This is a genomic window from Burkholderia sp. AU31624 (assembly GCF_020420065.1).
In the GTDB taxonomy this organism is placed as follows: domain Bacteria; phylum Pseudomonadota; class Gammaproteobacteria; order Burkholderiales; family Burkholderiaceae; genus Burkholderia.
The window spans coordinates 39,441-61,253 of the sequence record NZ_JAIZRT010000001.1 but is presented as its reverse complement, the minus strand read 5'-3'; the positions used below and the strand labels follow the sequence as shown (position 1 = coordinate 61,253).

At 68.5% G+C, this 21,813-nt stretch carries 15 protein-coding genes; 5 read left to right on the top strand and 10 right to left on the bottom strand.

The genetic code is table 11. The features are described from left to right. Positions 1 to 101 precede the first annotated feature (101 nt). A complete protein-coding gene (locus LGM89_RS00250; protein ID WP_226271913.1) occupies positions 102 to 1,766 on the bottom strand; it encodes an acid phosphatase in 1,665 nt (554 codons plus the stop codon). Positions 1,767 to 2,248: 482 nt separating this feature from the next. Between LGM89_RS00250 and ftsH the strand changes: the two genes are divergently transcribed. Together ftsH and LGM89_RS00240 are read left to right on the top strand one after the other, a co-directional pair. Then, positions 2,249 to 4,231: an ATP-dependent zinc metalloprotease FtsH gene (ftsH, locus tag LGM89_RS00245; RefSeq protein ID WP_089498123.1), complete on the top strand. Its 1,983-nt coding sequence runs from the start codon at positions 2,249 to 2,251 to the stop codon at positions 4,229 to 4,231. A gap of 83 nt (positions 4,232 to 4,314) precedes the next feature. Next, positions 4,315 to 4,782 carry an OsmC family protein gene (locus tag LGM89_RS00240; protein ID WP_089496891.1) on the top strand — a complete coding sequence of 156 codons (468 nt, stop codon included), beginning with the start codon at positions 4,315 to 4,317 and terminating at the stop codon, positions 4,780 to 4,782. Positions 4,783 to 4,798: 16 nt separating this feature from the next. Here the strand turns inward: LGM89_RS00240 and otsA are convergent, their stop codons facing one another. From otsA to LGM89_RS00225, 3 genes are all read right to left on the bottom strand, one after another. Then, on the bottom strand, positions 4,799 to 6,205 hold the full coding sequence (gene otsA / locus LGM89_RS00235; RefSeq protein ID WP_226271912.1) for an alpha,alpha-trehalose-phosphate synthase (UDP-forming): 1,407 nt from the start codon (positions 6,203 to 6,205) through the stop codon (positions 4,799 to 4,801). Between the two features lie 678 nt (positions 6,206 to 6,883). Beyond that, positions 6,884 to 8,503: a methyl-accepting chemotaxis protein gene (locus LGM89_RS00230; protein ID WP_226271911.1), complete on the bottom strand. Its 1,620-nt coding sequence runs from the start codon at positions 8,501 to 8,503 to the stop codon at positions 6,884 to 6,886. Between the two features lie 468 nt (positions 8,504 to 8,971). Beyond that, positions 8,972 to 11,050: a TonB-dependent receptor gene (locus LGM89_RS00225; RefSeq protein ID WP_226271910.1), complete on the bottom strand. Its 2,079-nt coding sequence runs from the start codon at positions 11,048 to 11,050 to the stop codon at positions 8,972 to 8,974. A 587-nt stretch (positions 11,051 to 11,637) separates the two neighbouring features. Between LGM89_RS00225 and adhP the strand changes: the two genes are divergently transcribed. Then, entirely contained in the window at positions 11,638 to 12,666 is a 1,029-nt protein-coding gene (gene adhP, locus LGM89_RS00220) for an alcohol dehydrogenase AdhP (RefSeq protein WP_226271909.1), read from the top strand. 51 nt (positions 12,667 to 12,717) lie between these two features. Here the strand turns inward: adhP and LGM89_RS00215 are convergent, their stop codons facing one another. Beyond that, complete coding sequence (locus LGM89_RS00215) at positions 12,718 to 13,149, bottom strand: MarR family winged helix-turn-helix transcriptional regulator (protein ID WP_059240503.1); 432 nt, start codon at positions 13,147 to 13,149, stop codon at positions 12,718 to 12,720. Next, the gene (locus LGM89_RS00210) at positions 13,146 to 14,063 is read right to left on the bottom strand and encodes a serine aminopeptidase domain-containing protein (RefSeq protein ID WP_089496898.1); all 918 of its coding nucleotides are present in this window, start codon (positions 14,061 to 14,063) and stop codon (positions 13,146 to 13,148) included. Before LGM89_RS00210 ends, LGM89_RS00215 begins: the two co-directional genes overlap by 4 nt. Positions 14,064 to 14,364: 301 nt before the next feature. On the opposite strand from LGM89_RS00210, the gene LGM89_RS00205 reads away from it, so the two are divergent. Together LGM89_RS00205 and LGM89_RS00200 are read left to right on the top strand one after the other, a co-directional pair. Then, positions 14,365 to 15,330, top strand: coding sequence for an ABC transporter substrate-binding protein (locus LGM89_RS00205; protein WP_179243733.1), 966 nt, complete (start codon positions 14,365 to 14,367; stop codon positions 15,328 to 15,330). Between the two features lie 52 nt (positions 15,331 to 15,382). After that, complete coding sequence (locus LGM89_RS00200) at positions 15,383 to 16,477, top strand: LLM class flavin-dependent oxidoreductase (protein ID WP_226271908.1); 1,095 nt, start codon at positions 15,383 to 15,385, stop codon at positions 16,475 to 16,477. A gap of 96 nt (positions 16,478 to 16,573) precedes the next feature. Here the strand turns inward: LGM89_RS00200 and LGM89_RS00195 are convergent, their stop codons facing one another. The 4 genes from LGM89_RS00195 to LGM89_RS00175 form a co-directional block, all read right to left on the bottom strand. Next, positions 16,574 to 17,509 (bottom strand): ABC transporter substrate-binding protein, encoded by a 936-nt coding sequence (locus LGM89_RS00195; RefSeq protein ID WP_226271907.1) that lies wholly within the window; start codon positions 17,507 to 17,509, stop codon positions 16,574 to 16,576. Positions 17,510 to 17,543: 34 nt separating this feature from the next. After that, complete coding sequence (locus LGM89_RS37275) at positions 17,544 to 19,334, bottom strand: amino acid ABC transporter permease/ATP-binding protein (protein WP_319001489.1); 1,791 nt, start codon at positions 19,332 to 19,334, stop codon at positions 17,544 to 17,546. A 64-nt stretch (positions 19,335 to 19,398) separates the two neighbouring features. Continuing rightward, positions 19,399 to 20,751 carry an LLM class flavin-dependent oxidoreductase gene (locus LGM89_RS00180; protein ID WP_226271906.1) on the bottom strand — a complete coding sequence of 451 codons (1,353 nt, stop codon included), beginning with the start codon at positions 20,749 to 20,751 and terminating at the stop codon, positions 19,399 to 19,401. A gap of 7 nt (positions 20,752 to 20,758) precedes the next feature. Beyond that, complete coding sequence (locus LGM89_RS00175) at positions 20,759 to 21,808, bottom strand: LLM class flavin-dependent oxidoreductase (RefSeq protein WP_089496902.1); 1,050 nt, start codon at positions 21,806 to 21,808, stop codon at positions 20,759 to 20,761. Positions 21,809 to 21,813: the final 5 nt, after the last annotated feature.

The following is a 21,813-nucleotide window of genomic DNA, read 5'->3' as shown; positions in this document are numbered from 1 at the left end:
CGTTTCCAGGCGCGCAATGAACGACGCCCCGGGCAATCGCATTGCCCGGGGCGTCGTCGTTTCAAGCAGCCAGGCGGCCGGCCAGTCAGGCCAGTCGGCGTTTAGCCCAGATCGAGCGCATTCGTCAGATCACCCGGCGGCGTCGCGCCGCGCGCGGCGAACGCCTTGTTGCGCGCGACCACGCCGTCGAGCGGCGCGAGCCCGTGCACGCGGCTGATGAAGCGCAGGATCGAGTTCGTGTCGTACAGCGTGTGATCGACGAAGCCCTTCTTCGCGAACGGCGAGATCACGAGCGCCGGAATCCGCGAACCCGGCCCCCAGCGATCGCCTTCCGGCGGCGCGACGTGATCCCACCAGCCGCCGTTCTCGTCGTGCGTCATCACGATCACGGTGTGGTCCCATTGCGGCCCGCGCCGGATATGGTCGATCACGGTCGCGATGTGACGGTCGCCCGATTCGATGTCCGCGTAGCCTGCATGCATGTTCAGGTTGCCCTGCGGCTTGTAGAACGTGACGGCCGGCAGGCGGCCCGCGTCGATGTCGGCGATGAAATGGTTGGTCGACGGCGCGTCGCCGAGCCCCGCGTCGCGCAGGTGCTTGCGGCGCGCGTCGGTGCCCGGCGCGTAGTTCGCGAAATAGTTGAACGGCTGGTGGTGGTACTGGAAATCGGGCACGGTGCCCGTGTCGCGATGCTCGAGCGCGTATTGCCATGCGCCGCTGTACCACGCCCAGTCGACGTTCTTTTCCGACAGGCGGTCGCCGATCGTCGCATAGCCCTGCGGCGGCATCACGCGATGGTCGGCCGGATCCGCATACGCGGCGTTGCCCGGATCGGGCGGCGGCACGTAGCTCGGCTGGTACGGCGGCGCCATCGTGTTCACGCCGTAGCCGTCCGGCGTCAGCGGGCCGTCGGCCACGAACTTCGGCGGGCCGTCGAGCGCGGACGCGGGCGAATTGTCGGCGAGCTTCAGGCGCGTACCGGTTGGATCGTCGCCTTCGACCTTCGACAGCAGCTTCGCCGCATGCGGATGCTTGTGCGCGTCCGGATACAGCGGCGGCTGTGCGGAGATCAGGAACATGTGGTTCATCCATGACCCGCCGAAGGCCGCCATGAAGAAGTTGTCGCACAGCGTGTATTGCCGCGCGAGATTCCACAGCCGCAGCGTGTCGGTCGAATTGCGGTAATGACCCATCACGAGGCCGCCCGAATCGGCCCACGCGGCGAACTGGTTGTTGCGGCCGGCCGCGATCTGCATCTGGTTCTGGTAGAAGCGGTGCCACAGGTCGCGCGTGATCACGCTGTTGGGCAGCGGGTTGCCCTGCGCGTCCTTGATCAGGAACGGCGCGTTCGGCAGCTTGTCGATGTCGCGCTCGGCGATCGCGTAGCGCTTGCCGTCCACTTCCTGTGCCTGCGGCACGAGCCCGCCCCAGATCTTCGGCAGCACGGGCAGCGGCGTCTTGCCGTCGCGATCGAGCTGCTGCGCGTGCTCGGGGCGCACCTCGCTAAGCGGATGGCGCACGCCCGGAAAATCGCCGTACAAGTTCGCGAAGCTGCGGTTTTCCGCATAGATCACGACGATGTGGCGCACGCGCTGGCGCAACGCTTCGTCGATGCGCAGGTCGGCGGCCGAACGCGGCGCGCTGCCTCCGGTGGTTTCACAGCCGCTGAGCGCGACACCCGCACCGAGCGCGGCGAGGCCGCCGAGCACGCGGCGGCGGTCGAGATCGGCGGGAAGGTCGTCGGGGCGATCGGGGGTGTCGTTCACGTCGTGGTTTCCTCGAATGGGCGGGTGGACGGGGGCGTGATGCGCGGCGGCGTCGCACAGGCTGCCGCGCCGCGGGATGGAAAGCAACGGCCCCGGTGACGGATGGGCTGGCGCGATCCATCTGTCACAAAAATGTCACGAATGCGACTATAACGCGGCAACGGGGGCGGATGAAAGGTGTTTGTCGGACGATTCGACGCGCGTCCCGGGCCATGCGCGACGCCCGCGCGCGAACTAGACTGGATTCAGGGGCGGCGCGTCGCAGCGAGCCGCCCGGGCGAGGATTGCCCGGCGGCGCCGGCCGACGGCGTCGCCGCGGAGCCATTTGATGCGACGAACGAGGCGATGAAGCGAGGCGACGATGGCGCGCATGAATGCCGCTTCCGCATGGCCGCCGATGGCGCGCGCCGGCTGCGCGCGTGCCCGCACCCGTCCGCCGTGCCGCGCAACGCAAGCGTAGCGCGCACGTCCGGCCCGCTGCCATGGACAGGAAATTCGACTACCCGGGATTGCTGATCGCGGCGGGCTTCTTCGTGCTGTTCGCCGCGCAGTTGCTGATGCTGCGCCCGACGTCGGCGCCGATCGCGTACAGCGATTTCCACCAGCTCGTCGCCGCCCGGCTCGTCGACGATCTCGAAGTCGGCCCCGTATCGATCTCGGGCACGCTGAAGATGCCGCAGGCCGGCACGATGCTGCCGGCGTCCGAAGCCGCGGCCGTGCGGCAGGCCGGCGCGCCGTGGCGCTTCACGACCAACCGCGTGACCGACGAGCACCTGACCGACACGCTGACCGCCGCCGGCATCCGTTATCACGGTGCGTCCGACACGAGCTGGATCGCATCGCTGGCGTCGTGGCTGCTGCCGCTCGTGCTGTTCGTGTTCATCTGGAACATGATGCTGCGCCGGCGCGGCGGGCTGCAGGATTTCACCGGGATGGGCAAGAGCCGGGCGCGGGTGTACGTGCAGCAGGAAACCGGCATCACGTTCGACGATATCGCGGGCATCGACGAAGCGAAGGCCGAGCTGCAGCAGCTCGTCGCGTTCCTGCGCAACCCCGACCGTTACCAGCGGCTCGGCGGCAAGATCCCGAAGGGCGTGCTCGTGGTCGGCGCGCCGGGCACCGGCAAGACGCTGCTCGCGCGCGCGGTGGCCGGCGAGGCGGCCGTGCCGTTCTTCTCGATCAGCGGCTCGGCGTTCGTCGAGATGTTCGTCGGCGTGGGCGCGGCGCGCGTGCGCGACTTGTTCGAGCAGGCGCAGCAGAAGGCGCCGTGCATCGTGTTCGTCGACGAGCTCGATGCGCTCGGCAAGGTGCGCGGCGTCGGCCCGATGTCGGGCAACGACGAACGCGAGCAGACGCTCAATCAGTTGCTCGTCGAGATGGACGGCTTCCAGGCCGGCTCCGGCGTGATCATCATGGCCGCGACGAACCGGCCCGAGATCCTCGATCCCGCGCTGCTGCGGCCGGGCCGCTTCGATCGCCACATCGCGATCGACCGGCCCGACGTGAATGGCCGAAGGCAGATCCTCGGCGTGCACGTGAAGCGCGTGAAGCTCGCGGCCGACGTCGATCTCGGCGAACTTGCATCGCGCACGCCGGGCTTCGTCGGCGCGGATCTCGCGAACGTCGTCAACGAGGCCGCGCTGCATGCGGCCGAACTCGGCAAGCCGGCGATCGGCATGGCCGATTTCGACGAAGCGATCGACCGCGCGTTGACGGGCCTCGAGCGCAAGAGCCGCGTGATGAACGCGCAGGAGAAGCTCACCATCGCGTATCACGAGGCCGGCCACGCGCTCGTCGCGGAAAGCCGCGCGCATTGCGATCCGGTGAAGAAGGTGTCGATCATTCCGCGCGGTGTCGCGGCGCTCGGCTATACGCAGCAGGTACCGACCGAGGATCGCTACGTGTTGCGTCGAAGCGAGCTGCTCGACCGGATCGATGCGCTGCTCGGCGGCCGCGCTGCCGAGGAACTCGTGTTCGGCGACGTGTCGACGGGTGCGCAGAACGATCTCGAGCGCGCGACCGCGATGGCGCGCCACATGGTCATGCAGTACGGGATGAGCGAGAAGATCGGGCTGGTGACTTTCGATGACGGCGACACGCGTACCGGCATGCCGGGCGTATGGCATGCGGGCGACGGGCGCTGCAGCGAGCACACCGCGCGGATGATCGACGACGAGGTGCATACGTTGCTGACCGACGCGCATGCGCGCGTCGCGGCGACGCTCGGCGAACGTCGCGATGCGCTCGAACGCATCGCGCGCCGGCTGCTGCAATGCGAAGTGCTCGAACGTGATGCGCTGCAGGCGCTGATCGACGGGCGCGCCGAACCGCCGGCCGCCACGGCGTCGGTGCCGGCTCCGGACGACGCAGCCGGCGCACGCGGCGGCACGGTCGAGACAGAGCAGGCGTCCTCGATCGAGCGCGATTTCGTCGCGTACGGGCCGCCACGCGAACCCGAGCGCTGAAGATGCCATGAACCGGCGAGCGGCGCGCGTCGAAGCGACTGCGTGCCGTCATTCCTTTCCCCGTTGATCTCCACGGAGTCGCCATGAGCGAGGCGCACGTATCGGTCGATGTCGCGCAGCAGGCGCGGTTCTGTTTCGAAGTGGTATTCGCCGGCACGACGCTGGCACCGGTGCTCACCGACGAACCGCCGCCGCACGGCGACGGACGCGGGCCGAACCCGATCCGGTTGTTGGCCGCGGCCGTCGCGACCTGTCTCGCGGCGAGCCTGCAGTTCGCGCTGGAAAAGCAGCAGGTCGATCCGCAGCCGATTGCCGCGCACATCGACGTCGACATGGTGCAGAACGAGGCGGGCCGGGTGCGCGTGGGCGCGATGTCGGTACGGCTGTCGATCGGCAAGACATGGGCCGATCTCGCAGCCGCGACGCGCGTGCTCGATCAGTTCGATGCGTATTGCGTACTGACGGAGAGCCTGCGCGAAGGCATTCCGGTGTCGGTCGACCTGTGCGACGTGAACGGCGCGGCGCTCGAGCACGCGGCGACGGACGCGTGAGCGCGCGTCAGGTCGGTCAGGATTCGGTCGCGGCCGCGACTTCGGCCGCTTCGGCGAGCGCGTTGAGAAAGCGCGTGCGCCACCAGTGCACGTCGGTCTTGCGCACGATCGCCATCAGCGCTGCGTGGCGCTGGCGGCGCTCTTCGAGCGGCATCGTGAGCGCGCGCTGGATCGCCTGCGCGGTGCCTTGCGTGTCGTACGGATTGACGAGCAGTGCCGACTTCAACTGCTCGGCCGCGCCGGCGAAACGCGACAGCACGAGCACGCCCGGATCGGCGGCATCCTGTGCGGCGAGAAATTCCTTCGCGACGAGGTTCATCCCGTCGCGCAGCGGCGTGACGAGCGCGACGCGGCTCGCGCGGTAGAGACCCGGCAAGCGCTTGCGCGCGACGGTGCGGTGAATGTAGCGCATCGGCATCCATTCGAGTTCGCCGTAGTCGCCGTTAATCGCGCCGCACAGGCTGTCCATCTCGCGCCGCAGGTCGTCGTACGCGCCGAGATCCTCGCGGCTCGGCGCGGCGATCTGGATCAGCGTCGCGCGGTTGCGGTTCTCCGGATATTGCTCGAGCAACTGCCGGAACGCATTCACGCGCTGCGGCAGCCCCTTCGTGTAGTCGAGCCGGTCGACGCCGACCAGCAACTGGCGGCGCGAGTATTCGTCGCGCATCCGCTCGAACATGTCGAGGCCGTCGCGATCGCGCGCGAGCGATTCGAACTCGTCGACGTTGATGCCGATCGGGAACGCGCCGGCCGACAGCGTGCGGCCGAACGCGCGCAGGCGGCCGTCGGGCAGCCGCGCGGCGCCGGCTTCCGCTTCGACGTAATGCTCGAAGTGAAGCAGGTCCGACTCGGTCTGGAAGCCGACGAGATCGTAGGCGAACAGCGAACGCATCAGCCATTCGTGTTCCGGGATCGCGGCCATGATCGGCGGCGGCGGCATCGGAATGTGCAGGAAGAAGCCGATCGGGTTCGTGCAGCCCATCGCGCGCAGCTCGGCGGCGAGCGGAATCAGCTGGTAGTCGTGGACCCAGATGGTGTCGTCGGGGCGCAGCAGCGTGCGCAGCTTGCGCGCGAACAGCTGGTTCACGCGCCGGTAGCCGTCGGCGAAGCGGCGGTCGAACTGCGCGAGATCGAGCCGGTAGTGAAACACCGGCCACAGCACGTTGTTCGAATAACCGAGGTAGTACGCGTCGTAATCCTGCGGATCGAGATCGATCGTCGCGAGCTGGATGCCGCCGACGTTCTGGATCTGCACCTCGTCGCCGTGCGCAGGCTGCTCGTCGCCGCCGCGTAGCCTCCCGCTCCAGCCGAACCAGACGCCGCCGGATTCCTGCAGGCTGTCCTTCACGGCGACGGCGAGCCCGCCGGCCGCGGCTTTACGGGGATCTGCAATGCGATTGGATACGACGACGAGTCGGCTCACCAGCTCTCCTGACGATTGTTGAGGGAAAGGTTCGTGCGGCCGTGGCGCGAGAAGCAGACGCCGCCATCGATGCGCGGTGCGCGCAGAACGATGGGGCCGCAATGCGATCGGACGGGAACCAGGGCACGCGATTCGCCGTCCGAACGGGGAGTGCTTTTTTAAGCATACTCGTCATTCGGCTGTTTTAAAAGTCTGCGTCGGCGAGCGATGCGCGTGCGAATGCAGCGCGATCTCCATGTCCGCGGTGTGGCAACGTGAGAAACATGGGCGGGATCGAATCTTGCGCAGCGCTAGCCATTCAGCGTGCGTCGTGTGATGAGGAGGCGGGCACGTCACGCGCAATCGAGCGCGACGATGTGCGTTTCATGACGTGCGCACGCGGCCCGCGCCGGTCAGTGGAAGCGACCGGCGATGCCGTGGCGGAGCCGACGTGCGAGCGGCACCGAGCGACACTTATGCCTGCTGCGCACGCGTGATGCGAATCGGCGCAGCGCGACGTCGCGCATGAGAACCGGCCGCGTCGGACGGTGACGATACGCAGCTGCACTGCGTGCCTCGTGCGGCCGCGCATCGCGCAGTGCGCGCGAGCGCGACGCAGGCGGATCTGCGGAGCAGCGGGCGTATCGTCGTCCCGGTGCGGTATCGATTATGCAGTTCCGCAGTTCCGCAGTTCCGCGGTTACGCCGTGGCCGGTTGCCAGTGATGCGCGGCAGGCGCGTGCGCGTATGCGCCCGGCGACGCCCCGTGCGTGCCGGACGGCATCCGGAACGCGGCCACCGTTTCGGACAGCTCGCGGCCTTGCGCCTCGAGCGACTTCGATGCGGCCGCGGCCTGCTCGACGAGCGCCGCGTTCTGCTGGGTCGTCTCGTCCATCTGCGTGATCGTCAGGTTCACCTGGTCGATGCCGCGGCTCTGCTCGGCCGACGCGGCCGCGATCTCGCCCATGATGTCCGTCACGCGCGCGACGGCCTGCGTGACGTCCGACATCGTCTTGCCGGCTTCGCCCGCGAGTTCGGAACCGTCGCGGATCGTCTGCACCGATGCGGAGATCAGTTCCTTGATCTCCTTCGCCGCCGTCGACGAACGTTGCGCGAGGCTGCGCACTTCACTGGCGACCACCGCGAAGCCGCGCCCTTGTTCGCCCGCACGCGCGGCTTCGACGGCCGCGTTCAGCGCAAGGATGTTGGTCTGGAACGCGATGCCTTCGATGATGCCCGTGATGTCCGCGATCTTCGACGAGCTTTGGCCGATCTCCGTCATCGTGTCGACCACGCGACCGACCACCGCGCTGCCGCGCTGCGCGACGTCCGACGCGTTCGCGGCGAGCGAGCTGGCCTGTTGCGCGTTCTCCGCGTTCAGGCGCACCGTCGACGTGAATTCCTCCATCGTCGCGGCGGTTTCCTGCAGCGACGCGGCCTGTTCCTCGGTGCGCTGGCTCAGGTCGAGGTTGCCCGATGCGATCTCGCCGACCGCATGCGCGATGCTGTTCGACGAATCGCGCACGCGGCCGACGATGCCGATCAGCCGCTCGTTCATCGTTCGCAGCGCGTCGAGCAGATCGCGCGTCTCGTCGTTGCCGCTCACGTTGATGCGGCTGCCGAGATCGCCGTTCGCGACCGTGCGCGCGACGTCCACGGCCGAGCCGATCGGCACCGTGATCTTGCGCGTCAGCCACAGGCCGCCGCATGCCGCGACCACGACTGCGATCAGGCAGATGCCGGCCAGCAGGTTGCGTTCCATCGCATAGCGATCCGCGAATTGCTGCGCGATCGCAAGCTCGCGTTCATGCGTATAGGTTGCGTATGCATCGGTTGCGCGCACCAGTTGCGCGAGCAGTGGCCGGCAGTTGTCGTCGATGTCGGCGGTCGCCTCGTCTTTCTTGCCGGCCTGCGCGAGCCCGACGATGCGCAGGGCGACGGGCCCGTAGCTGCCTTCGATGCGCACGATGTCGGCCACCAGTTCGCGCGCGCGATCGGAGGTGTCCGTCGCGTTCGCCATCAGGTCCTTGAGCTTCGCGAGGTGATCCTGCACGTCCTTGTGCGCCTGGTTCACCTCGGCCAGTTCGAGCTCGACGTCGGACGGCTTGGTCACGAGCACGAGGTTGCGCGCGGCGATCGCGCGCCGGTCGACCGCGGTGCGGATTTGCGCGGAAACGGTCGCCCGCGCGTTGATGCCGTTCATGTAGCGGGAAAATTCGGCGTTGGTATCGGATAGCGCCTTGAGTGCCATGCCCGACACGATCACGACGACCGCGGCGAGCAGGCCGAAGCCGCCAAGGAGTTTTGTCTTGATGCTCATTCTGGCGATTTTCACAGTGTGCCTCTGTGCGTGTGGTTGACGAATTGAATTTATTGTTCGACCAGATACGGGCTCGTGTCGGCATTAACGGGTATACGGGATGATTCTTTACCCTTCGAAAACCCTGATATTAGTTTTTTTAGCGCTGGAATCGTTGCCAGGCGGGCGTTCCTGATTTTGATCAAAAATCGGCGGAGTGCCCGTGATTAAAAGGTTTATATGTGGAATTTGAAACCGGTTTTCGTAGGTGAAACAAAAGCACTTGTTTTGCTAATAATTGTCTGATGAATCTGTTTCGATTTATGGATGAATATCGGGATTCGATTTGTATTTAATTGGGGAGGGAACCGGTGAGCGTCGCCGGCGAATGCCGCACGATTGGCGGTTATCGCGGATCAACGGAAACTCGCGACGCAGGGAGGGGCGCCGGAGAGAGGCCCGCGGCGGGCGCCGCGGACCACGAGAGGGTCAGAACGTGGTGCGCAACCCGGCCATCACGCTGCGGCCGCCCTGCGGCGCGAAGCCGCGCACGACCGAGGTCGAATAGCGGATCTCCTGGTTCGTCAGGTTGTCGCCGCGCAGGTACGCGAGCCAGTGCGTCGGGCCGACGCGGAACTTGTACGTCAGCATCACGCCGAGCGACGTGTAGCCGTCCGTCGAGAAATCGTTGTCGGGCACGCGATGCTGCGACCACGCGTGCGTGACCTGCGCACGCGCGCCGAACGGGCCGTAACCGTAGTCGGCCGCGAGCGTCGCGCGCAGCGGTGCGATACGCGGCAGCGGCTGGCCTGTGTCGACGTTGCGCGCATGCGTGTAGTCGGCGGTCAGTTCGAGGTCGACCGTATGGCCGCGCCGCGCGAACGCACGCCACTTGCCGTCCAGCTCGATGCCGTAGAACTCGGCGCGCACGCCGCGATAGATCGCTTCGTTGAGCGCTCCGTCGGTGCCGGGCGCGACGGGCTCGTCGTCGCCGTTCACGACGCGGCCGGTGTTGTACTCGGTCAGGTAGTTCGAGAAGCGGTTGTAGAACACGCCGACGCTGCCGCGATTCGGCCCGCTCGCGTAGCGCAGCGACAGGTCGGTCGACACGGCCTTTTCCTTCGACGCGTTCGGGTTGCCGATCAGGAACTGGCCGGTCGCATCGTGCGGGCCGTTCGAATACAGCTCGTAGAAGGTCGGCGCGCGTTCGGTGTACGCGACGTTGGCCGCCACCGACCACACGGGCGTCAGCGAGAACAGTGCGCCGGCCGACAGGCTGCCCGCGTTGAATTCGCGCGGCTGCGCCCCCGCGAATTTCTCGACGCCGGCCGGATCGGGATCGACCTTCACGTGCTCGAAGCGGCCGCCGAGGCTCAGCTTCAGCGCCGGGACGACCTGCCATTCCTCGAGGCCGAACAGCGCGACGCTGTTGGTGCGCGTGGACGGCACGAGCAATTCGTCGCCGAGTGCGGAGAACGTGTTCTGGCCGAACTGCACGCCGATCGCGCCTTCGAACGGGCCGATCTTGCGGTGCGTTGCCTCGATGCGGGCCTCGTAGCCGCGATTGCGGAAGGTGGTCGCGGTTTCGCCGTTGTTGACTTCCTTGTGACGGTAGTCGGTGTACGCGAAGTCGAATTTCAGCTTCGTGAACGGCCCGCTCAGGTTGCGCACCTCGGATGCGAGCGCCAGGCGCTCCTGGCGCATCCGCAGCCGCACGTCGCTTTCCGCGACGGAGCCGTAGTTCGATTCGTAGCCGCTGTAGGACAGGCCCGCGAAGCCGTCCGCCCACGTGTACGACGCGCCCACCGCGCCGCCGTGCACGCGGCCGTCGCTGTTCGGTACGTTGCCGTACGGCTGCGGCGCGTCGGGGCCGTCGATCGCGCGTTGCGCGCTGCTGCGCGCGTAGCCGGGAATTCGCAGCTTGCTCGTCTCGCGGTCGAACGCATCGACGTGGAACGCGAAGCGGCCGTTGCCGCCTTCGACCTGCGCGGCGCCCGCGCGCACCGAGTTCGCGCCGCCGTAGCGCGCGTCGAGCGCCCCCGTCACGCCCTGGATCGCTTCGCGCGGAATCCGGTTGTCGATCGTGTTGACGACGCCGCCCACCGCATTGCCGCCGTACAGCAGCGCGGCCGGGCCGCGCACGATCTCGACGCGTTCGATCGACAGCGGGTCCTGCGGCACCGCATGGTCGTACGACAGCGACGACGCGTCGTACGCCGCGACGCCGTTCTGCAGCAGCCGGATCCGGTCGCCATCCATCCCGCGGATGATCGGGCGGCCGACCATCGGCCCGTAGGTGGTGGTCGACACGCCGGGCAGCCCGTTCAGCGTTTCGCCGAGCGAATCGGCCTGGCGGCGCGTCAGCGCATCGCCGGAAAGCTGGGCGGTCGGTGCGATCAGTTCGTTGTCGCCGAGCGGGTTCGCGGTCACGAAGATCGGGGCGAGCGTGGTGGTCGGCGGCGTGCCGGACTCGGCGGGCGGTTCGGTCTGCGCGTGCGCGACGGCGGCGAACAGCATCAGCGAAAGGGACGAGAGCGGGCGAAGCGGTAGACGAGGGAGGTCGCGCATGGTCGGTGAATCGGTTGGAATCGGATCGGATAACGAGCGATGCAGGTCACGGCTTGATACGATATATTGTTGCGTCTGCGACGCGCAGTGATCCCGTTGGACCATCGCTCGGCGAGGCTCGGCCACCCACAGTGGAACGACGACAGGCGGACGAGCACGCGAAATGATATGTTATATCATTTCAAAATCCAAGCCGGATGGCAGGATCCTGTCGGGTTTCTGTCGGATGGGGGGAATGGCGGCGGGAGCGGAAACTGCCTGCGCGGTGTTCGGAGCGATCGCCTGAACCGGATGACGCGATGCGCACGCCGACGGCCGACGCGTTGCCGATACGCCGGCCAGGTGCGTGCTGCCCGCGTTCGGTGTCCGTCGAAGCGGCCCGCCCGAAGCAGCCCTGCGCTGATCGATGCAGCGGGCGCGGACCTCCGTTCCTGAGTCGGGAGCCAGCGCGATTCCGCGTCGCGCGACGGTGCGACGCCTTGTAGCGGTGGTCATCGCCGTGCATTGCCCGCGTGTTGATGCGTATCAACGTCGTTCGATTCCGGAACCGGATACTGGATCGCTCATCGACCAGGCAGGAGCGACCTATGACCCAAACCATGAAAGCGGCCGTCGTGCACGCATTCGGCGAACCGCTGCGCATCGAGGAAGTGCCCGTGCCGACGCCGGGGCCCGGCCAGATCCTCGTCAACATCAAGGCGTCGGGTGTGTGCCATACCGACCTGCACGCGGCCGATGGCGACTGGCCGGTCAAGCCGACGTTGCCGTTCATTCCGGGGCATGAAGGCGTGGGCGTCGTCGCGGCGGTGGGCGCGGGCGTCACGCACGTGCGCGAGGGGGATCGCGTGGGCGTGCCGTGGCTCTACACAGCCTGCGGCCATTGCGAGTACTGCCACACGGGCTGGGAAACGCTGTGCCACGGCCAGCAGAACACCGGTTATTCGGTGAACGGCAGCTACGCGGAATACGTGCTGGCCGATCCCGACTACGTCGGCCATTTGCCCGCGCAGGTTGCGTTCGACGAGATCGCGCCGATCCTGTGCGCGGGTGTCACCGTCTACAAGGGCATTCGCGTCACCGATACGCGCCCGGGCCAGTGGCTCGCGATCTCCGGCATCGGCGGCCTCGGGCACGTGGCCGTGCAGTATGCGCGTGCGATGGGCCTGCACGTCGCGGCCATCGACATTTCACCCGACAAGCTCGCGCTGGCGCGGCAGCTCGGCGCGGAACTGACGATCGACGCGTCGATCGACGATCCGGCCAAGGTGATCCAGAAGGAGATCGGCGGTGCGCACGGCGTGCTCGTCACGGCCGTGTCGCGCAGCGCGTTCGCGCAGGCGCTCGGGATGGTGCGGCGCGGCGGCACGGTGGCGCTCAACGGCTTGCCGCCGGGCGATTTCCCGTTGCCGATCTTCTCGACCGTGCTGAACGGCATCACCGTGCGCGGGTCGATCGTCGGTACGCGGCGCGACCTGCAGGAATCGCTCGATTTCGCGGCCGATGGCCTGGTGCGCGCGCATATCCATCGCGACCGGCTCGGCAACATCAACGACGTGTTCGCAAAGCTGCGCGAAGGCAAGGTCGACGGGCGCATCGTGCTGACGGACATGCATTGAGGTGATGCGCGCCGCGCACGTGCCGTCAATGGAGCGACGGCACCACGCTGCTCAGCGCTCCGCCGGAAACCGCTCCTGCAACGCATGCAGCCAGCGCGCGACGACATCGAGTTCGTCGTCGGAAAACCCGTCGCACAGCTTGCCGTTGAGTTCGCGCAGCAGCACGCGCGCACGCTTGAGCGCGGCGTGGCCTTCATCGGTGAGATACAGGCGCGTCGCGCGGCCGTCATCCGAATCGGCGTGACGCGTAATGAGGCCGGCTTTCGCCATCCGGTCGGCGAGCCCCGTCATCGCGGACGGCGCGAGCTGCAGCGCGGCGCCGACTTCACCGATCAGCGCGCCATCCTGTTTCGCGAGACAGAACAGCGCGCCGGCCTGCGCGGCGCTCGCGCGCGTCTCGGTCTCCGCCTTGCGGTCGATCCAGCGCTGCACGCGCCGCTGGCCGATGTTCAACATGAAAAACAGTCGTCTGTCTTCGCTCAAGCTGGGTTCCCGGCTGCAATGGAAAGGGAGGGACGGCCCGCGGCGCGCGGCGTGTCGAGCGCCTGCGCGAGCCAGTCGGCCACGTCGGGCCACAGCACGGTGCCGGGGCGGCTGCGGAAGAAGCCCATGTGCCCGACCGGGCCGCTGCCCGCCGCGTGCGGATCGATCTGGCGGCGTTCGACCGTCGCGCGGGTCAGATAGCTTACCAGCAGCCCGATCGCCGGCGGGTTCGCCCACGGGTCGTCGTCGAAGCCGAGCGCGAGGATCGGCAACTGCTGTTTCGCGTAACGCTCGGCCGCGCCGAGTGTCGGATCGTCGAAGAAATAGTGCGGCAGCGTGGTCCAGCGGCTCCATTCGCGGAACACGCCGGCCGGCATGTCCTCGCCGAGCCCGAGCCGCTTGCCGGGCACGTAGCCGAGCAGCGCCGACATCAGCGGGCCGAGCACGCGCAGGATCAGCCGCACCTTCAGGCGTTCGGCCGCCTGCGTGATCAGCCGCGTGCTGCCCGCATGCGCGGCGACCAGCACGGCCGCACGCAGGTGCGGCGTCGCGGCGGACAGCCCGATCGCGTGCCCGCCGACGCTATGGCCGACCGCCAGCAGCGGCAACCCTTCGTACGCCTGCCGCGCCCACGCGGTCGCGGCGCCCACGTCCAGCTCCATCCAGTCGCGCATGCGGGCCTTCAACGCACCCAGGCGCGCGGGGCGAGACGCGCCGATGCCGCGATAGTTGTAGGTGAGCGCCGCGAAGCCGCGTTCGGTCAGGAAGCGCGCGAAGCCCGCATACAGCCGCTCCGGCACGGCCGTTGCCGGATGGATCAGCACCAGCGCGCGCGGCGGCGCGTCCGGCGACCACAGCGTGCCGTGCAGCGCGTAGCCGTCGGCGGCGGAAAACTCGATGGGCTCGGAGGTCATGGCTGTCCTCGTGACGGGTAGTTATTTCGTATGCGAAATATAATCCGTGATTTATTTCGCGCACGAAATATCTGTCGAGGATTCATTCGAACCGGATTCCCTCGAGCGCGGCCGGCGGCATCCGGCGACGCCTGCCTTGTCATAAAACATTTGCATCTTTGCATAGAAGAATATTGCGTTTGTTTCATGATGAGGATCGACGTATCTTCAGCGGTTCCATCCGTTCCGCCGGCCACCGTGCACGGCGGACCACCGGGCGCCGCTCTCGCGCGGCCGCCCGCCAACCCTCCGGGAGATCACGTTGTTGAGTCGAATCGTCACGGCACTCTTGCTGGCGCTTGCCGCGCAGCCGGGCATGGCCAAGGACACCGTCACGCTGCGCGTCGGTGAGCAGAACTACTTCAACATCCAGGCGTCGATGGAGGCGTCCGGCGTGCTGAAGGACCTGCCTTACACGATCGAGTGGAAGCATTTCCAGGCCGCGGCGCCCGTCGCCGAATCGCTGAACGGCAATGCGATCGACGTCGGCTTTCTCGGCGATTCCGCGCTGCTCACGCTGGCCGCGCGCGGCGCGCCGGTGAAGGTGGTCGCCGTGTCGCGGCAGAGCCTCGACGGCGTCGCGATTCTCGTGCCGAAGGATTCGCCGGTGCGCACCGTGGCCGACCTGCAAGGCAAGACCATCGCCGTCTGGCGCGGCGCATGGAGCCAGCAGCTCGTGCTGCGCGCGCTCGAACACGCGGGCTTGCGCGCCGATTCGGTCAAGTACGCGTACCTGATGCCGATCGATGCGACCAACGCGCTCGCGAACGGCTCGGTCGACGCCGTGTCGCTGTGGGAGCCGTTCGTCAGCACGCTTGCGCTGCGGCAAGGTGCGCGGCCCGTGACGACCGCGCAGGGGCTGATGCCGGCGCTGAGCTTCGTCGCCGCGAACGAGCAGGCCGTCTCCGGCAAGCGTGCCGAGATCACCGATTTCCTGCGGCGCGTGGTGGCCGCGCGCCAGTGGGTCGACAACCACCCGCGCGAGTACGCGGACCTGTGGGCGAAGCGCGCGAAGCTCGAACCCGACGTCGCGTACCGCTGGCTCAACAACGCGAAGCAGCGCGTCGGCCCGGTCGACGAGACGGCCGCGAAGGACGCGCAGAACACGGCCGATTTCCTGCACAAGGCCGGCGTGATTCCGGTCGCGTACGACACGTCGAAGCTGCTCGACCGTTCGTATGCGGGCGCGTTCGCGGCGCCGGCGCAGAAGACGGCCGCCGCGCAGTAAGCGGGCTGCCTCCGCCGCGATTTTCGATCAAGTACCCCAAGGACATTCCGACATGCCAGTCGACATCATCGGCATGATCACCGCGACACCCGGCGCGGAGGTCGACGTACCGGGCGGCGCGGCCGTCCAGCCCGACTACGTGCGCCGCTTCGCGCAGGCGCACGAGGCCGCCGGCTTCGACCAGATCCTGGTCGGCCATTTCAGCAACGCGGCGGACGGTTTCATCGTCGCGTCGTTCGCGGCCGCCGCGACCGAACGCATCCGCCTCCTGCTCGCGCACCGGCCGGGCGTGATCGTGCCGTCTGCCGCCGCGCGGCAGATCGCGACGCTCGACGTGTTTTCCGGCGGCCGGCTGGCGCTGAACGTCGTGTCGGGCGGCGACGATGCGGACCTGCAGCGCGACGGCGATTTCGTGCCGCACGATGCGCGCTACCGACGCACCGGCGAATATCTCGACGTGCTGAAACGGATCTGGCAAGCCGACGCGCCGGTCGACCATGACGGTGCGTTCTATCGGCTGCGCGGTGCGTCGCCGCTCGTGAAGGGCGCGCAGCGGCCGCACGTGCCGATCTATTTCGGCGGGTCGTCGCCGGCTGCGCTGGCGGTCGCGGGCGAGCATGCCGATGTCTACATGACATGGGGCGAGCCGCTCGCATCGGTGCGCGAGCAGATCGCGCGCGTGCGCGAAGCCGCCGCACCGTTCGGGCGTGCGCCGCGCATCAGCGTGTCGTTCCGGCCGATCGTGGCCGCTACCGAAGCGGCCGCATGGGAGAAGGCCGAGGCGATCCGCGAGCGCGTGCGCGCGGCACGGCTCGCGAACGGCCAGCCGATCACCGGCCATGCGCCGCAGAATGCGGGTTCGCAACGGCTGATGGCGGCGGCCGCGCAAGGCGACGTGCTCGACGAGCGGCTGTGGATGGGCGTCGCGAACCTGACCGGCGCGCGCTGGAATTCGACCGCGCTGGTCGGCACGCCCGAACAGGTCGCGCGGGCGCTCGGTGCGTATTACCGGCTGGGCGTGTCGACGTTCCTGATTCGCGGGTTCGATCCGCTGGACGATGCGCTCGATTACGGGCGCGAGCTGATTCCGGCGATTCATGCACACGTCGCGGAACTCGACCGGCATCACGCGGCGGTGACGGCGTAGGCTCCTGCAGCCCACGATGTTGCTTCGACGCGCCCCGGCATGGCCATCGTGCAATGCCGGGGCGATGTCACGTCGCGCACCGCCCGATCGACGTTGTCAAAACGACGGCAACCCCGGCGGATTGGTCTCCGCACGCGCGATCGCCTCACTCTGCAGGCCCCAGCGCGCGAGCGCCTGCCCGTAACGGCCGTTGCCGATCAGCGCGTTCGTCGCGAGCGTCAGCGCGGGCGCGAGCCCGCTGCCGCGTCGCGTCGCGATCGCCACGTCGGCGTTGGCCGGCCACCCCGCATTGACGACGCCGACGCGGCGGATCTTGCCCGTGCGCGCGGCCTCGTACGCGAGCGACGCGTTCGGGTTCAGCTCCGCATCGGCGCGACCCGACAGCAGCGCGACGCGCGCCGCCGCATCGTCGTCGAAATAGAGCAGCTCGGCCGGCTTCAGCCCCTGCGCCACGTTGCGCTTGTTCCACTCGAGCAGGATGCGCTCCTGGCTCGTCCCCGCGCCGGTGATGATGCGCAGGCCGGCGATATCCCGCGGCTCGGCGAGCTTCGCGATCGGGCTGCCGGTGCGTACGTAGAAGCCGTGCAGCCCGAGCCGGTAGGTCGTGAAATCGTATTTCTCCTTGCGCTTCTCGGTCACGCCGACGTTCGAGATCACCGCGTCATATTTGCCGGACGTGAGCCCGAGCGGCCAGTCGGCCCACGCGATCGGCAGCAGCACGAGCGTGCGGCCGAGTGCGTCGGCGACGAGCTGTGCATAGTCGGGATCGGCGCCGACCACGGTGCGCGCGTCGGTCGCGTAAGTCGATACGGGCGGCGCGTGCGGTGAAATCGCGACCGTGAACGCGCCGTCGCGTACCCAGCGGTAGCCGGCTGCCGCGCGGATCGCCGCGTCGTCGGGTTGCGCGCGCGGGCGGCCGGCCTGGCGCGGATCGAGATCCGCGGTCGAGGCGGCTGCATGCACCGCGTGCCACGGAAGGCTACCCGCTGCCGCGATCAGCGCGGCGGTCATGAACTGGCGTCGGTCGGTCATCGTGCGGCACCTCGCAGGCAGGCAGCGGCGCGCATTACAGCACCCGCGACAGGAACGCACGCGTACGCGGATGCGACGGCGCATCGAGCACGACGGCCGGCGGCCCGGCTTCGACGATGCGCCCGCGCTCCATGAACAGCACGTTGTCCGCGACTTCGCGCGCGAAGCCGATCTCGTGCGTGACGATCACGAGCGTCGTGCCCGAACGCGCGAGTTCCTTGATCACGTCGAGCACCTCGTTGACGAGCTCGGGATCGAGCGCCGACGTCGGCTCGTCGAACAGCAGCACCTTCGGGCGCAGCGCGAGCGCCCGCGCGATCGCGACGCGCTGCTGCTGGCCGCCGGACAACTGGCGCGGATACGCATCGGCCTTGTCCGCGAGGCCGACGCGCGCGAGCAGCGTGCGGGCGACGCGTTCGGCGGCGTCGCGCGTGATGCCGCCCACGACGACCGGCGCTTCGACCAGGTTCTCGAGCACGGTCAGGTGCGGGAACAGGTTGAAGTTCTGGAACACCATCCCGACGGCCGTGCGCCGCGTCAGCACGTCGCGTTCCTTCAGCTCGTAGAGCACGTCGCCGTCGCGGCGATAGCCGATCAGTTCGCCGTCGATGTCGATGAAGCCGTCGTCGACGCGTTCGAGATGGTTGATCGTGCGCAGCAGCGTCGACTTGCCCGAGCCCGACGGCCCGACGATCGCGGTCACGCTGCCGCGCGGCGCGACGAACGACACGTTGTCGAGCACGCGCTGCATGCCGAACTGCTTCGACACGCCATGCACGGCCACTTCGCCGCCGGCGCGCGGTGCGACGGCGGTCGCCGCGTCGCCATCGCCGTGAGCCTGCTCGACCGATGCCGCGTGACGGGACGCCACACGCCGCCACAGCACGCCAATACGCGCGAGCGCGAACGTGATGACGGACGGCGGCGGGTTGCGCAGCGCCCCGCGCGCATAGTGCCGCTCGACCTGCACCTGGATGGCCGACAGCACGGTCAGGATGATCAGGTACCAGACGGTGGCGACCATCAGCAGCGGAATCACTTCGAGATTGCGGCGATAGATCACCTGCACCGTATAGAACAGCTCGGGCATCGCGAGCACGTAGACCATCGACGTGCCTTTCGCGAGCATGATCAGGTCGTTGAACGCGGTCGGCAGGATCGCGCGCATCGCCTGCGGCAGCACGATTCGCGTGGTCTGTCGGCCGCGCGGCAGACCGAGCGCGGCGGCCGCCTCGAGCTGGCCCTGGTCGACCGCGAGAATGCCGCCGCGAATCACCTCCGCGGAAAACGCCGCGTGGTGCAGCGTGAGGCCGAGCACGGCCGCGAGGAACGGGCTGATCAGGTCGGTCGTCGGCGTGTCGAACCAGACGATGTCGGTGAACGGCACGCCGAGCCGCACATGCTCGTACAGGTAGCCGAGGTTGTTCAGGATCAGCAGCAGCACGATCAGCGGAATCGAGCGGAACAGCCACACGAAGGTCCACGCGCTCGCCGACAGCAGCCGCGAACGCGACAGCCGGGCCAGCGCGACGAACGCGCCGAGCACGAGGCCGAACACCGCGCCGAGCAGCGTCAGCACCAGCGTGCGCGCGAGCCCCGACAGCACCGGCGGCGACAGGAACCATTCGGCGAACACCGGCCAGCCCCATTGCGGGTTGCCGAGGATCGAATGCAGGACGATCGCGATCAGCGCGACGGCGAGCACGGTGCCGGCCGTGCGCGACCGGTGGCGCGCGGGCACGATCCGGAAACGCGTGCCGGCGTCGCGCGCGCCGGGGGAAGAGAGCGGCGGCAGCGCGCCGCCGAGGTGGGTCGTGTCGCTCATGTCGGTGGAAATCCTCGAATCGGTCGGGCGGGCGCGCCGCGCACGGGCGGCGCGGCGGCGGATGTCAGGCGTGCGCTTCGGCCGCCGTTTCGTGCGGCGCGCCGGGCGCCGCATGGCGGCTGGCCTTGCGCGGCAGCCCGAGATGGTCGCGCAGCGTCGCGCCGGGCAGGTCGCGGCTGTAGCGCCCGCGTGCCTCGAGCACGGGAATCACGAGTTCGATGAAATCCTCGACGCCCTGCGCCTGCACCGCGAAGCCGAGGATGAAACCGTCGCCGGCGCCGGCGTCGTGCCAGCGGATCAGCTCGTCTGCGACATGCTCGGCCGTGCCGATGAAGTTCGGGCGCGGCGTGGCGACCGCGAGCGCCGTCTCGCGCAGCGACAGGCCTTTCTGTTTCGCGTCGGCCTTGATCCGGTCGGTGGTCGAGCGGAAGCTGTTGCGGCCGAGCTCGCCGAGTTCCGGGAACGGCGCATCGAGCGCGTACTGCGTGAAATCGTGGTGATCGAAATAGCGGCCGAGATACGCGAGCGCCTCGTCGATCGTCAGCAGGTTGCGGATCGCCTGGTACTTGTCCTCGGCCTCGGCCGCCGTGCGGCCGACGATCGGCCCGATGCCGGGGAAGATCTTCACGTCGCTGCCTTGCCGGCCGTGCTCGATCGCGCTCTGCTTCACGCGCCGCGTGAACGCGGCCGTTTCGTCGAGCGACGGCGAATGCGTGAACACCGCATCCGCATACTTGCCCGCGAGCGCGACGCCGGTGTCCGACGAGCCGGCCTGGAAGATCACCGGCTGCCCCTGCGGCGAGCGCTGGATGTTGAGCGGGCCCGCGACCTGGAAGAAGCGGCCGTGGTGGTCGAGCGTGTGGAGCTTGTCGCGATCGAAGAAGCGCCCGGTCGCGCGGTCGCGCACGAAGGCGTCGTCGTCCCAGCTGTCCCACAGGCCCTGCACGACGTCGAGGTATTCGTCGGCGATCTCGTAGCGCAGTTCGTGATCGGGATGCGCCTTGCCGAAATTCTTCGCGGTGCCTTCGAGCGGCGTCGTCACGACGTTCCAGCCCGCGCGCCCGCCGCTGATCGCATCGAGCGACGCGAGCTGGCGCGCGACCGTGAACGGCTCGCTGTACGACGTCGAGATCGTGCCCGCGAGCCCGATCTTCTTCGTCGCGACCGCGAGCGCCGACAGCACGGTCAGCGGCTCGAAGCGGTTCAGGAAGTGCGGGATCGACTTCTCGTTGATGTACAGGCCGTCCGCGACGAACGCGAACGCGATGCCCGCGGCTTCCGCCTGGCGCGCGATGCCGATCGCGAAATCGAGGTTGATGCTCGCGTCCGGCGGGTTGCTCGGGTGCCGCCATGCATTCATGTGGCTGCCTGCGCCTTGCAGCATCAGGCCGAAGGGAATCGATCGTCGGGTCGTCATGGGCGCGTCACGCGTTCTGGTCAGGGGAAAGGGAGCGGTCGGCCGCGAGGGCCGCCTGCAACGGCGTGGCCGACAGCGCGCCGCCGAGCCATTCGGCCGATGCGAGCCGCGCCGCGTAGTCGGTCACCGGCGAATCGATCACGAACGCATCGACGTCGAGCCGCCGGCTCAGCGCGTCGAGCGCGCGGTGGACGCGTTCGGGCGTATCGGCCAGCACCGTCGGGCGCAACTCGTCGATCCGGTAGTCGGACGCGCCGCTCTGCCTCGCGAATTCGGCGGCCGCCTGCGCGCTGGCGAGATTGAAGCTCTGGCCGCCCGCGAACTGCAGCTTGAAGATCTTCAGCGGCCCGATCAGTTGCTCGGCCGCGTCGCGCGTGGGCGCGGCCACCGCGTACAGCGCGACCAGCGGCCGGGTGCCGCCCGCGCTGCGGTACGCGTCCAGCGAGCGTTCGAGGTTCGCGTCGTCGCCGTTGAAATGCCCCGCGTAGCAGAAGCGCCAGCCGTTGCGCGCGGCGAGCGCGCCGCTGTCCGGCGAGCCGCCGAGCAGGATGCGTTCGGGCGCCTGCGGCGGCACGGGCAGCGCGACGGCACCGGCGAGCGGATGATCCTCGGCGACGCCCCAGCCGAGAAACGCGTCGAGCTCCGCGAGCTGGCCCGCGAAATCCGGCTTGCGCGCCTTGTCGTGGAACCACTGCAGCGCGCGCGTGGTCAGCGGCAACCCGCCGGGCGCCTTGCCGATGCCGAGATCGACGCGGCCCGGCGCGAGCGCGGCCAGCACCTTGAAGGTTTCGGCGACCTTGAACGGGCTGTAGTGCTGCAGCATCACGCCGCCCGAGCCGACGCGGATGCGCGACGTGTGCGCGAGCAGGTGCGCGACGACGATCTCCGGCGCCGAGCTTGCAAAGGCCGGCGTGCCGTGATGTTCGGCGACCCAGAAGCGCTCATAGCCGAGCTGTTCGGCGCGCTGCGCGAGCGTCGTGGTGAAGCGCAGCGCGTCGGCGGCGTTCGCGCCGTCGGCGATCGGACTCTTGTCCAGCAACGAAAGCGAATAAGACATGGTGA